The sequence below is a fragment of the Streptomyces sp. NPDC001634 genome, from assembly GCF_040298185.1.
Taxonomy (GTDB): domain Bacteria; phylum Actinomycetota; class Actinomycetes; order Streptomycetales; family Streptomycetaceae; genus Streptomyces.
On record NZ_JBEOZU010000020.1, the window covers coordinates 30,189 to 42,193 of the forward strand.

9 protein-coding genes are annotated in these 12,005 nt (G+C 69.9%); 5 read left to right on the forward strand and 4 right to left on the reverse strand.

Annotated elements, in window-relative coordinates; all coding sequences use genetic code 11:
* The first annotated feature begins 169 nt into the window (after nucleotides 1-169).
* From ABT186_RS15520 to ABT186_RS15530, 3 genes are all read left to right on the forward strand, one after another.
* Nucleotides 170-829: a LuxR C-terminal-related transcriptional regulator gene (locus ABT186_RS15520; protein WP_351925486.1), complete on the forward strand. Its 660-nt coding sequence runs from the start codon at nucleotides 170-172 to the stop codon at nucleotides 827-829.
* A gap of 320 nt (nucleotides 830-1,149) precedes the next feature.
* On the forward strand, nucleotides 1,150-3,078 hold the full coding sequence (locus tag ABT186_RS15525; RefSeq protein ID WP_351226714.1) for a 2-oxoacid:acceptor oxidoreductase subunit alpha: 1,929 nt from the start codon (nucleotides 1,150-1,152) through the stop codon (nucleotides 3,076-3,078).
* Entirely contained in the window at nucleotides 3,071-4,150 is a 1,080-nt protein-coding gene (locus ABT186_RS15530) for a 2-oxoacid:ferredoxin oxidoreductase subunit beta (protein WP_351226713.1), read from the forward strand. Before ABT186_RS15525 ends, ABT186_RS15530 begins: the two co-directional genes overlap by 8 nt.
* 16 nt (nucleotides 4,151-4,166) lie before the next feature.
* On the opposite strand, the gene ABT186_RS15535 is transcribed toward ABT186_RS15530, so the two are convergent.
* Complete coding sequence (locus ABT186_RS15535) at nucleotides 4,167-4,568, reverse strand: winged helix-turn-helix transcriptional regulator (RefSeq protein ID WP_351925404.1); 402 nt, start codon at nucleotides 4,566-4,568, stop codon at nucleotides 4,167-4,169.
* A 90-nt stretch (nucleotides 4,569-4,658) separates the two neighbouring features.
* Between ABT186_RS15535 and ABT186_RS15540 the strand changes: the two genes are divergently transcribed.
* On the forward strand, nucleotides 4,659-5,513 hold the full coding sequence (locus ABT186_RS15540; protein WP_351925406.1) for an SDR family oxidoreductase: 855 nt from the start codon (nucleotides 4,659-4,661) through the stop codon (nucleotides 5,511-5,513).
* Nucleotides 5,514-5,712: 199 nt separating this feature from the next.
* Nucleotides 5,713-6,660, forward strand: coding sequence for an EamA family transporter RarD (rarD, locus tag ABT186_RS15545; protein WP_502973216.1), 948 nt, complete (start codon nucleotides 5,713-5,715; stop codon nucleotides 6,658-6,660).
* A gap of 136 nt (nucleotides 6,661-6,796) precedes the next feature.
* On the opposite strand, the gene ABT186_RS15550 is transcribed toward rarD, so the two are convergent.
* The 3 genes from ABT186_RS15550 to ABT186_RS15560 all read right to left on the reverse strand — a co-directional run bounded on the left by ABT186_RS15550 (nucleotide 6,797) and on the right by ABT186_RS15560 (nucleotide 11,789).
* Nucleotides 6,797-8,932, reverse strand: coding sequence for a hypothetical protein (locus ABT186_RS15550; protein WP_351925410.1), 2,136 nt, complete (start codon nucleotides 8,930-8,932; stop codon nucleotides 6,797-6,799).
* Between the two features lie 299 nt (nucleotides 8,933-9,231).
* On the reverse strand, nucleotides 9,232-10,728 hold the full coding sequence (locus ABT186_RS15555) for an ABC transporter permease (RefSeq protein ID WP_351925412.1): 1,497 nt from the start codon (nucleotides 10,726-10,728) through the stop codon (nucleotides 9,232-9,234).
* The gene (locus ABT186_RS15560; RefSeq protein ID WP_351925414.1) at nucleotides 10,728-11,789 is read right to left on the reverse strand and encodes a nucleoside hydrolase; all 1,062 of its coding nucleotides are present in this window, start codon (nucleotides 11,787-11,789) and stop codon (nucleotides 10,728-10,730) included. The genes ABT186_RS15555 and ABT186_RS15560 overlap by 1 nt, the downstream gene beginning before the upstream one ends.
* Between the last annotated feature and the right edge of the window lie 216 nt (nucleotides 11,790-12,005).

Below are 12,005 nucleotides of genomic sequence, written 5' to 3' on the forward strand. Positions count from 1 at the left end.
AGGGGGTCCCCTGAATTCCCGGTCCCCGGCGTCCGATTCCCGGCGCCGGGCTCCACACCGGTCCGGATGCTGGAATGCTGGGGCTGTCGTACGGACGGCAACCATCCCGGGCCGACGCCGGTGCGGGCCGGGAACAGGCTGTGGGGGGCCGAGGATCGTGGAGGACAGGGTGCGGGTGGTCATCGCCGAGGATTCAGTGCTGCTCAGGGAGGGCCTGACCCGGCTGCTGACCGACCGCGGGCACGACGTGGTCGCCGGTGTCGGCGACGGGGACGCGCTGATCAAGACCATCACCGAACTGGCGGACCGCGGCGAGCTGCCCGATGTCGTCGTCGCGGACGTGCGGATGCCACCCACCCATACGGACGAGGGAGTCCGGGCCGCCGTACAGCTGCGCAAGGCGCATCCCGGGCTCGGCGTGCTGGTGCTGTCGCAGTACGTCGAGGAGCGGTACGCCACCGAACTGCTGGCCGGTTCCAGTCACGGCGTCGGCTATCTGCTCAAGGACCGGGTGGCCGAGGTCCGCGAGTTCGTGGACGCCGTGGTGCGGGTGGCCCAGGGGGGCACCGCGCTGGACCCGGAGGTCGTCGCACAGCTGCTCGGGCGCAGCCGCAAGCAGGACGTGCTCGCCGCGCTCACCCCGCGTGAGCGGGAGGTCCTAGGGCTGATGGCCGAGGGACGGACGAACTCCGCGATCGCCCGGCAGCTCGTCGTGAGCGACGGAGCCGTCGAGAAGCACGTCAGCAACATCTTCCTGAAACTCGGCCTGTCGCAGAGCGACGGGGATCACCGGCGTGTTCTGGCCGTCCTCACCTACCTCAACACATGATCGGCTGACACTGTGTCAGGAAACGTGACGAGGCGTGAGCGGGCCGAGCGGCGCGTCCGGTCCGCGCCGGGCACCACAACGACTCCAGCGCCGTCGAGTACCTCTGAAGCACCAGAACCAAAGGATGAGCAGGGAGCGTCTTCAAAAGCAGCGCCGGGAGCCGAGTAAATCATGACAAGTCAGGGCGTCGGACCGTCTCACCGTGGTGTCCATCATGCGAACGGCCGAGGGAAGGCGACCCTAACCGACGTAGGGTTGATCCTGGGAAGGCCGGTGGGACGGCCACTCCCGGACAGCCGCCTCGAGGGAGGTCCAGTTCAGTGACCAGCCAGGTCAGCAGGACAGCGGAGCAGGCCGACGGAGCCGTCGTGGGAGAACAGCGCAAAGCGGCGGGCACCAAGGACGTGCGCAAGCTCGACCGGGTGATCATCCGGTTCGCGGGAGACTCCGGTGACGGTATGCAGCTCACCGGTGATCGCTTCACCTCGGAGACGGCGTCCTTCGGCAACGACCTGTCCACCCTGCCCAACTTCCCCGCCGAGATCCGTGCCCCCGCAGGGACCCTGCCGGGTGTCTCGTCGTTCCAGCTGCACTTCGCCGACCACGACATCCTCACCCCCGGTGATGCGCCCAACGTCCTGGTGGCCATGAACCCGGCCGCACTGAAGGCCAACGTCGGCGATCTGCCGCGCGGCGCGGAGATCATCGTCAACACGGACGAGTTCACCAAGCGCGCGATGCAGAAGGTCGGCTACGACGCCAGTCCCCTGGAGGACGGGTCGCTGGACGGGTACAACGTCCACCCCGTGCCGCTGACGACGCTCACCGTCGAGGCGCTCAAGGAGTTCGACCTCACCCGCAAGGAGGCCGAGCGCAGCAAGAACATGTTCGCGCTGGGCCTGCTGTCGTGGATGTACCACCGGCCGACCGAGGGCACCGAGAAGTTCCTGAAGTCGAAGTTCGCCAAGAAGCCGGACATCATGCAGGCGAACATCGCCGCGTTCCGGGCCGGCTGGAACTTCGGCGAGACGACTGAGGAGTTCGCGGTCTCGTACGAGGTGGCGCCGGCGGTCAAGGCGTTCCCGGTGGGCACGTACCGCAACATCTCCGGGAACCTGGCCCTGGCGTACGGGCTGATCGCCGCCTCGCGCCAGGCCGACCTGCCGCTGTTCCTGGGCTCGTACCCGATCACCCCGGCCTCGGACATCCTGCACGAGCTGTCCAAGCACAAGAACTTCGGGGTGCGGACCTTCCAGGCCGAGGACGAGATCGCCGGCATCGGCGCCGCGCTCGGCGCGGCCTTCGGCGGCTCGCTGGCCGTGACCACGACCTCCGGGCCGGGTGTGGCCCTCAAGAGCGAGACCATCGGCCTCGCGGTCTCCCTGGAGCTGCCGCTGCTGGTCGTGGACATCCAGCGCGGCGGGCCCTCGACCGGTCTGCCGACCAAGACCGAGCAGGCCGATCTGCTCCAGGCGATGTTCGGACGCAACGGCGAGGCCCCGGTCCCGGTGATCGCCCCGCGCACCCCCGCCGACTGCTTCGAGGCGGCCCTGGAGGCGGCCCGCATCGCGCTCACCTACCGTACGCCGGTCTTCCTCCTCTCCGACGGCTATCTGGCCAACGGCTCCGAGCCCTGGCGGATCCCGGAGCTGGACGAGCTGCCGGACCTGCGGGTGCAGTTCGCCCAGGGCCCGAACCACACGCTGGACGACGGAACCGAGGTGTTCTGGCCCTACAAGCGCGACCCGGGGACCCTCGCCCGACCGTGGGCGATCCCCGGCACCCCGGGCCTGGAGCACCGCATCGGCGGCATCGAGAAGCAGGACGGCACGGGCAACATCTCCTACGACCCGGCCAACCACGACTTCATGGTGCGTACGCGCCAGGCGAAGGTGGACGGCATCGAGGTCCCGGACATCGAGGTCGACGATCCCCACGAGGCGAAGACCCTGGTGCTGGGCTGGGGCTCGACATACGGGCCGGTCACCGCGGCGGTACGGCGACTGCGCGCGGCCGGCGAGTCCATCGCGCAGGCCCATCTGCGTCATCTGAACCCGTTCCCGGGGAATCTCGGCACGGTCCTGAAGCGTTACGAGAAGGTGGTGATCCCCGAGATGAACCTCGGACAGCTCGCCACGCTCATCCGGGCGAAGTACCTGGTCGACGCACACTCGTACAACCAGGTCAACGGCATGCCGTTCAAGGCCGAACAGCTCGCCGCGGCTCTCAAGGAGGCCATCGATGGCTGAGACGTCCACGGAAGGCACGGGCACGATCGAGGCGCTTTCCCTCGTTCCCAAGGCCGTGGCCAGGCAGTCCATGAAGGACTTCAAGTCCGATCAGGAAGTGCGCTGGTGCCCCGGCTGCGGTGACTACGCGATTCTCGCCGCCGTCCAGGGCTTCATGCCGGAGCTGGGCCTGGCACGGGAGAACATCGTCTTCGTCTCGGGCATCGGCTGCTCGTCCCGCTTCCCGTACTACATGAACACGTACGGCATGCACTCCATCCACGGCCGTGCGCCCGCGATTGCGACCGGCCTCGCCAGCTCGCGCCGTGATCTGTCCGTATGGGTGGTCACCGGTGACGGCGACGCGCTGTCCATCGGCGGCAACCACCTGATCCACGCGCTGCGCCGCAACGTCAACCTGAAGATCCTGCTGTTCAACAACCGGATCTACGGTCTGACCAAGGGCCAGTACTCGCCCACCTCCGAGGTAGGCAAGATCACCAAGTCGACGCCGATGGGCTCGCTGGACGCGCCCTTCAACCCGGTGTCGCTGGCGATCGGCGCCGAGGCGTCCTTCGTTGCCCGTACCGTCGACTCCGACCGCAAGCATCTGACCGAGGTGCTGCGCCAGGCCGCCGCTCACCCGGGCACCGCGCTGGTGGAGATCTACCAGAACTGCAACATCTTCAACGACGGCGCCTTCGACGCCCTCAAGGACAAGGACACCGCCGAGGAGGCCGTGATCCGCCTGGAGCACGGTCAGCCGATCCGCTTCGGTCCGGACGGATCGCGCGGTGTCGTACGGGACGGGCGGACCGGTGATCTGAAGGTGGTCACGGTCAGCGCGGAGAACGAGGCGGACATCCTCGTGCACGACGCCCACACCGCGTCGCCCACCACGGCGTTCGCGCTCTCCCGGCTGGCCGACCCGGACACCCTCTACAACACCCCGATCGGGGTCTTCCGCTCCGTCGAGCGGCCCGTCTACGACACCCAGATGGCCGACCAGCTCGAAACGGCCATCGAGCAGAACGGCAAGGGCGACCTGGCCGCGCTGCTCGCGGGCGGCGACACCTGGACGGTCGTCGGCTAGGGGACGACCACTGGATTCACGAGGCCCGGGCGCTCGCCGCCCGGGCCTCGTCGTATGCCTGGCGGGCCTTCTCCACGTCGTCCATCCGCTCCGCGGTCCAGGTCGCCAGCGCCTTCACCTGCATGGCGGCCTCGTGACCCAGTTCGGTGAGCGAGTAGTCGACGCGCGGCGGGATCACGGGCTTGGCGTCCCGGTGGACCAGACCGTCACGCTCCAGGGTCTGCAGCGTCTGCGTGAGCATCTTCTCGCTGACCCGGCCGATCGCGCGGCGCAGCTCACTGAAGCGGTGGGGGCGTTCCATCAGCTCGATCAGGACGAGGACGCCCCAGCGGCTGGTGACGTGCTCCAGGACGAGGCGGTAGGGGCACATCGCCTCACCGGTGTCGTACTTGCCGGTCACTGTGGTACTTACGGCCATGCCAGTACCTTACTTCAAAGTGGGTACTTTCGGAGAGTTAGCGCATGTCCTAGGGTTAGCGACAGAGCCCCCTACGAGGAGATTTCCATCATGAGCATCGTCGTCACCGGAGCCACCGGGCACCTCGGCCGTCACGTCGTGGAGCAGCTGCTGGAGAAGGTTCCGGCCGACCAGATCACCGCGGTCGTCCGCACCCCGGAGAAGGCGGCCGACTTCGCGGACCGCGGCGTGAAGATCGCGGTCGCCGACTACAACACCCCGGAGACCTTCGACAGCCTCTTCTCCGCGGGCGACAAGGTGCTGCTGATCTCCGGCAACGAGTTCGACAAGGGCCGGGTCCAGCAGCACAAGGTCGTCCTGGACGCCGCCAAGGCCGCCGGTGTGGCGCTCTTCGCCTACACCAGCGCCCCGGGCAGCCTGACGGCCGCTCTCGCCGACGACCACCGGGGCACCGAAGAGGCGATCCTGGCCTCGGGCGTGCCGTACGTGCTGCTGCGCAACGGCTGGTACAACGAGAACTTCACCGAGCAGCTCGCGCCCGTGCTGCAGTACAACGCCGTCACCCAGGCCGCCGGTGACGGGCGGGTCAGCTCGGCCTCCCGTGCCGACTACGCGGCCGCCGCGGTCGCCGTACTGACCGGCGAGGGCCATGAGAACAAGACGTACGAGCTGGGCGGCGACGAGGCCTGGAGCTTCGCCGAGTACGCGGCCGAGCTGAGCAAGCAGACCGGCAAGGAGATCGCGTACAACGCCGTCTCCGTCGAGGCCTACACCGGCATCCTGACCGGCGCCGGTCTGCCCGAGCCGTTCGCCGCGATTCTCGCGGGCGTGGACGCCTCCATCGAGAAGGGCGAGCTGGTCGTCGCCACCGGCGACCTCTCGCGCCTGGCCGGCCGCCCGACCACCCCGATCGCCGAGTCGATCACGGCCGCGCTCAAGGGCTGAACTCCCCCGTCGGGTCCTTGAGCCTCCCGACCCCCGCCTGTCATGACCGTATGCCGATACGGGCATGACAGGCGGGGGTGCTCGCGCTACCTTCATGGATGCTGCACCGGGGCAGTCGCGCGAGTAGGAGGGGCCCGTGGTCGAGAAGTCGAAGGGTGAGCGGCGGACAGGTCTGCTGAACGGCTTCGCGGCGTATGGGATGTGGGGGCTCGTACCCCTGTTCTGGCCGCTGCTGAAGCCCGCAGGGGCGGTGGAGATCCTCGCCCACCGGATGGTCTGGTCCCTGGTCCTGGTCGCCGGCGCGCTGCTGGTGATGCGACGCTGGTCCTGGGCGGGCGAGCTGCTGCGGCAGCCGCGCAGGCTGGGGCTGATCACGGTCGCCGCGGCCGTCATCACCGTGAACTGGGGCGTCTACATCTGGGCCGTGAACAGCGGCCACGTGGTGGAGGCCTCGCTCGGCTACTTCATCAACCCGCTCGTCACCATCGCGATGGGTGTGCTGATCCTGAAGGAGCGGCTCCGGCCCGTCCAGTGGGCGGCGGTCGGGGTCGGCTTCGCCGCCGTGCTCGTCCTGACCATCGGCTACGGCCGTCCGCCGTGGGTCTCCCTCTGCCTCGCCTTCTCCTTCGCCACCTACGGCCTGGTGAAGAAGAAGGTCAACCTGGGCGGCATCGAATCGCTGGCCGCGGAGACGGCCGTGCAGTTCCTGCCCGCGCTGGTGTATCTGCTGTGGCTGACGGCGCACGGCGACTCGACCTTCACGACGGACGGCCCGGGACACGCGGCGCTGCTCGCCGCCACCGGTGTCGTCACCGCGCTGCCCCTCGTGTGCTTCGGCGCCGCCGCGATCCGCGTGCCGCTGTCCACGCTCGGTCTGCTTCAGTACCTGGCGCCGGTTTTCCAGTTCCTGCTGGGCATCCTCTACTTCCACGAGGCCATGCCGCCCGAGCGCTGGGCGGGCTTCGCACTGGTCTGGCTCGCACTGGCGCTGCTGACCGGCGACGCACTGCGCACGGCGCGCCGAGCGGCCCGTGTGCTGGGCAGCGGGATGGGCGTGCCGGGCGCCGCCGTCGGAAACGGAGCGGTGAGCGCGCCGCGCACGGCGGCGGACAGTGTGGCTGCGGGGCCCGATCCGGTGGACGCGTAGTCGGTGGCCCGCCCAGATGCCTCCGTGCCCGTCCTCAACTACGGGACGGGCCGGGGGCGCCCTTGCTCGAAGAGCCCAGGCATGCCCGGGGAGAACGACGCTCCAGTCGGCTTGGGGAGCCCCACGTTGTGAACGGTCACCGTGCGTTCGAGTGCTCGCCGCCGGTGGACGCGCGGGCCCGTTCGGCCAGGCGGCCCATGCGGCTGCGGGCCTTCTCCAGCTGGTCGAGGTCGTCGGCGGCGGGGCCCTCGTCGGCGGCGAGTTCCGTCCATACGGCGATCAGGTCGCGGCCGAGGTGCATGCCCTGCATCGGGTCGCGGACCGCACGCCAGGCTGCTGCCGCGCTCTGCACGTTGCCGTACGCGCCGCGCGGGTCGCGCAGCCGGTGGCGAATCCGGGCGAGGTCGAGCGACAGATGGAAGGAACGCAGCGGGTCGCCGGCCAGGTAGGCGATGTACGCGGTGAGTTCGTGCAGGCGCAGGACGTCGGGGTGGTCGGAGCCGAGGGTCGCGGCGGCCTCGGCCACGGTCTGCTCCGCGAGGCCGGCGGCCTCCTCGATACGGCCCTGTTTCACGGCCTCGTTGATCCGGGCCATGGGCTCGGCGATGGGCCCGCGCGTACCCACGGCCGACGCGGTCCCGGACTCGACCCCGAGTACGAGCTCCGCGACGGAGTCAAACTCGCGCACAGGAGGTTCCTTGACCTCGTCGTCCCTGTCGGCGGCGACCGGGACGGCTTTCGGAGCCGGCGTGGTTTTCCAGCCGGGAACCGAGTAAGGGCCGGCCTGGGGACCGGGACCGAGGTCGGGGGCCGCTTCCGTGATGGGAGGCATGACGACTTCGGGTGCTTCCACGGAAGAAGGCGCGGGGGTGGGCCAGATGGGGGGCTTGGCCGTCACCGGAAGCGGGGAAGAGGCATCGGGCGTTGACGGCGTACGGGGCGCGGTCTGCGGCTCCGGGGATGTGACGGGGGATACCGGCGGGGCGGGCGGCCGGGCAGGGATGGCCGGGGGCGGACCGAAGGTTCCCGTCGGCGGGGAGACCGTGCCGGGGGCGTGCGGTCGGGGCGCCGGCGGACTGCTGTCGTCGGAGGCGCCGGGCAGGACCTGGGCCGGCCCGGACGTCGCAGTGATCAGCGCACTCTGCTCGGGCACGGCCCGCAGCACGAAGGTGGCGACGGTGCCACCGGGGCGCCCAGGAGCACCGTCGGGAGCGTGAGCACCGTCGGGAGCGTACGCATCGGGTTCCGGACAGGTCTCGGAGGCCGACGGCGAGGCCGGGGCGGGCTGCGGTGCGGACGCGGATGACTGGTCTGCTGCCGCCTCCGGTACGGCGCGCAGCACGTGGGTACGAACCTCGACGCCGGTCGGCGGGGACGTCGGAGGTGTCGATGGTGCGTTCGGGTCCTGTACCGCCCTCAGGGGGACCGTGGGGGCCGTTGTGCCGGGCGTGGGCTGCTGGGCCGACGAGGGCTCGTGGACCGGCGTCGGCGGCTGAACCGGCGCGGGGCGGTGGGGCACTGCCGGCCTGTCGGGCGACTCAGGGGACTGCTCGGGCCGCCGGTCCGCCGCGGCGTGCATCGCGGGCTCCGGCGTCGGCCAGGGCGCTCCCCGTTGTCCGGAGGTACTCGTCGGCCGCTCGGGGCGCTGCGCCGCCGCCTCCGGCACCGCCCGTAGAACGTACGTCGACGCCGTGCCGCCGTGCGGCGTGGCTGTCGGAGGCTGCTCCTCCGGAAGGGGCGACAGCTGCGGGCCGGCCTCCGACTCCGGTACCGCCCGCAGGGGCAGCGTCGAAGCCGTGGTTCCGCCCGCCGGCTTCTGCGTCTCCATCGCGCGCAGGAGGTATGTCGGCTTGTCCGAGCGCGGCCGCTCCGGCTCATGGGGCGGCGTGGCCTCCGCAGGGCGCTGTCCAAGGCCCACCGCCGCCGGCCCGGCGGAGGGCGGCGCCTCGGGCGCGGCCACCTGCACCGGTTCCCCCGCGAGCTCGCTCGACCCGTCCACCGAGACCCGGATCGGCACCACGAACCCGATGCGCTCGTCCCGGACCGTGGCCCGGAGGGAGTGGCCGGTGGCGAGGGCGACGCGGTGGAGGTAGCTCAGGACGGCTTGCTGGATCTCCTCGCCGTCGGCCGCGACGACCGGTACACCGTCGATCGACGCAGCGCCCGCGCCCGGGCCGGCCGCGGGGACCCGGACCTCGATCGGCGCCGCCGGGGTGGCCGAGGACGCCGAGCGCTTCTGTTCCCGCTTCTTGTCGCGACTGCGTCGAGGCATTTGTTCCCTCACTCTGATGTGCCGGGGAACCGGTCACAGGCTTACTGCCGAGTCTCTCGGCCCGCTCACGGTTTCACGTCACTATGGCGTCACAGGCTCGTTCCAGAAGCCCGGCTCGCGTCTTACAGCTCATCTCGGTCGGTTTGTTCGAAGGCTCCCGGCGAGGGGACGGTGGAGCTGCTGGTGCCGGATGAGCTGACTTCGTCCGGATGACGGCCCGGTTCTCCTCCGAGCCGCCCCGGAGAGACACATACTCGCCGGTTCCGACCAGGAACGTCTCTGCCCGTGGTGCGAGTGGTTCAGCGCTTCGGCCCGCCGTTGTTGTTCCCCGGCGGTGGCTTCCCGGGCTGCGGCGGTACCCGCCAGGACCCGGTACCGAGGGTCTTGCCGGTCTGCTGGTTCGAGGAGGTCTGGGGGCCAGGGGTCCCCGGCGTCTTTCCCCTCAGGTGGAGGCCCGCTGCCTTGGCTATCGACGTTCCCGCGCCGCCGGCCTGCGGTGAGAGAGACGTACCCGACGCGGCCACGACCCCGCGCAGGTGCTCCTGCGGTGTCCTGCCGCTGCCAGGCGCCGGCGTGATGGCGTCCTTCAGAAACTGCTTCTTCTCGTCCAGGCTCTTCAACTCGCCGAATCGTTTCCAGAGCGGTTCGGCCGCCCGCTGGTCCACCCCCGCGTGCTTCAGTGCCCTGTCGAGGTCCTTGACGACGTTCTTGTCGACGCGTCGGACGAAACTGTCCAGGACGGCGGTGAGTCTGCCGTCGGTCCGGCCGTCCCGGGACACCCAGGACCGCACCTGGTCGGTGAACCTCTCCCGAGCCTGCCGGAGTTCGCCTCTCCAGTCGCGCCCCAGGTCCCGGCTACGGGCTGTCTCCACCGCGCTGTCGTGAACGGCGAGTACGGCGGCCGCCTTGACGGCTTCGCGTACCTTCGGATCACGGTACTGCTCCGCGACCACCACCGGATTGATGCCCACCAGCGGCTGCTGGTCGAACTGTTGAGGTAACTGCTGAGGGCCCTGCGCCGTGACGTTCAGCGGGCTGCCCATCGGCCCGTGCAACGTCTCCTCGATGACACCGAGCGCGTCCTGGTTGCCGAAGGTCTGCGAACTCTGCTCCGGCAGGTACGGCTGGGGAAGCCCCTGCCAGACGGCGTCCGGTTCCTGATGGAAGACGTAGCCCTTTTTGGCCTCCGGGTGGGGGTCGTCCGGGGAGAGCGCCAGGAACGCGTATCTGCCCTGGATCTCCGTCTGCGGGTAGGCCGCGGACATCAGTTCCTGGACCGTGCCCTTGAAGCTGGTATCCACCACGGTGACCGAACTGCCCGGAAGCCCCATGGGGACTCCTGAGGCGCGGAGGTAGTCCGTGAGGTGCCTGTAGGAACCGTCGACGTCCGCGGGGTCCACCTTCTTGCGGGCGCCACGGAAGGCCTCGGCCTGCGGAAAGCTTGCTCCGGCGTTCTTCTCCAGGTCCTGGAGGGCCGCATCGACCACGGCCCTGGACACCACCACCTCGCGGCAGTGGTGGTCGAAGAACTCCGGATCAAGCCCGCGCACGGCCGCGGCCAGGCTGTGGCCGTCCCGGCCGAGGAAAGCGATCACCCTGTCGGGGTTCTGCTGGACGTCGGACCGCAGGTCGTCGAGCATCTCCGCGGCGACGGACACCATGAACGGACCGCTGTGCTCGCGGAAGGCCGCATACGCCTCCTCCACCGCCAGCCGCTGTGCAGGGTCGGTGAGGCCGTAGGCCGCGTGAACGTCGGACACATGGCCGTACAGTTCGTCCACCGGGCGCGCAGTCATCAGGCGCCCTCTTCGGCCGGCTTCCAGCCCGGATCCAACCGTTGTGAGAGCCACCGCATGAAGGCGGGGTAACGGGCGGACAGGCTCAGCCAGACCGGCACGCCCGCCTCGGAGCGCGTGGTGCGTCCGATGCCGTCCACCGCCACTGGCATCTTGTCGAAGTCGACGAAGGGAAGTTGGAGCGCGGCCGACAGCGTCAGTGCGTCGTGCTGGATGGTGCCCGGGTGGAAGCGTTCGAACCACTGCTGCATGTGTGCCACCAGCAGGGCGGCCCAGGCCGGTGAATCCGGTGCGGCGAGGACCCTGTGGACCGGGTGGTCGGCCGTGATCTCGATGGCCGAGGTGAAGGTGACCTCAGAGGTGACGAAGTACGGCGTCGGCAGCAGGCCCTTGTGGACCGCGTCGAAGACCCTGTGCACGGACGGCACGTCCAGTCGGAAGTTGTGCTCGGCCCGGCTGGGGTCGCGGTAGTTCAGGGCCCCGCCCATCTGGGTGACGTGGAGCCGGGAGGCCAGTTCGGGAGCGGCTTCCAAAACCAGTGCGAGATTGCTGAGAGGGCCCATGCCGACCCACTGCACGGGCCCCGGCACGGCCGCACACACGGCGCGCACCGCGCCTACCACGTCAGCCGGCTGGGGAGGGAGTTCGTCGGGCACCAGGCCGTCTGCGCAGAAGTACCGGGTGTCCCCGAGGGACACACCCGAAGCGACCGCAACATCCGTACGGCCGGTCAGGTCCAGCAGGTACCTGACGAACCTCGCCCTCGCCCCGTAGCCGACAGCCGGTCCGGTCTCGTCGCTGGTGAGCACCAGGGCCAGCCGCGGCAGAGAACGGGCCGCCGCCGCGACCGCCAGTGCGTCGTCGGCGTCACCGCCGATGTCCGTGTCGATGATCACCGGCGCCGAGCGGAGGTCCTCCGGCCAGTTCCCGGTGGCCCGCATTCGGGCGCTCAGTGCGGCCAGGCCCGATCCCGGAAGGGCTTCGCCGGACTCGACGATGGCACGCCACTCGGCTCGGATGTCCTCCCTCGAAACAGGTTCGTCGTCACGGCTCTCGCCCATGTCTACCTTCTCTCCGACTCGGCACATTCGCTGCCCACCCCGGACCGGCGGGCGGCGGAGACTGCAGTCTAGAAAACGGCGGGGTCTCGACTCCCCGTTGTCGTCCGTGACTTGCTCCAGGTTCGGCGCGGCGTCGTCCTCGGCTGGATCGGAGTGATCCGGGCCGGTCGGCGCCCCAAGCCCGTCCCGGACGGGATGCGGACCGGTGTTGCGACA

Excerpts from the sequence above, each read along its gene's own strand:
- ABT186_RS15550 (WP_351925410.1), bottom strand. The coding sequence starts at position 8,932 with ATGCCTCGACGCAGTCGCGACAAGAAGCGGGAACAGAAGCGCTCGGCG.
- ABT186_RS15555 (WP_351925412.1), bottom strand. The coding sequence starts at position 10,728 with ATGACTGCGCGCCCGGTGGACGAACTGTACGGCCATGTGTCCGACGTT.
- ABT186_RS15540 (WP_351925406.1), top strand. The coding sequence starts at position 4,659 with ATGAGCATCGTCGTCACCGGAGCCACCGGGCACCTCGGCCGTCACGTC.
- ABT186_RS15530 (WP_351226713.1), top strand. The coding sequence starts at position 3,071 with ATGGCTGAGACGTCCACGGAAGGCACGGGCACGATCGAGGCGCTTTCC.
- rarD (WP_502973216.1), top strand. The coding sequence starts at position 5,713 with ATGTGGGGGCTCGTACCCCTGTTCTGGCCGCTGCTGAAGCCCGCAGGG.
- ABT186_RS15535 (WP_351925404.1), bottom strand. The coding sequence starts at position 4,568 with ATGGCCGTAAGTACCACAGTGACCGGCAAGTACGACACCGGTGAGGCG.
- ABT186_RS15560 (WP_351925414.1), bottom strand. The coding sequence starts at position 11,789 with ATGGGCGAGAGCCGTGACGACGAACCTGTTTCGAGGGAGGACATCCGA.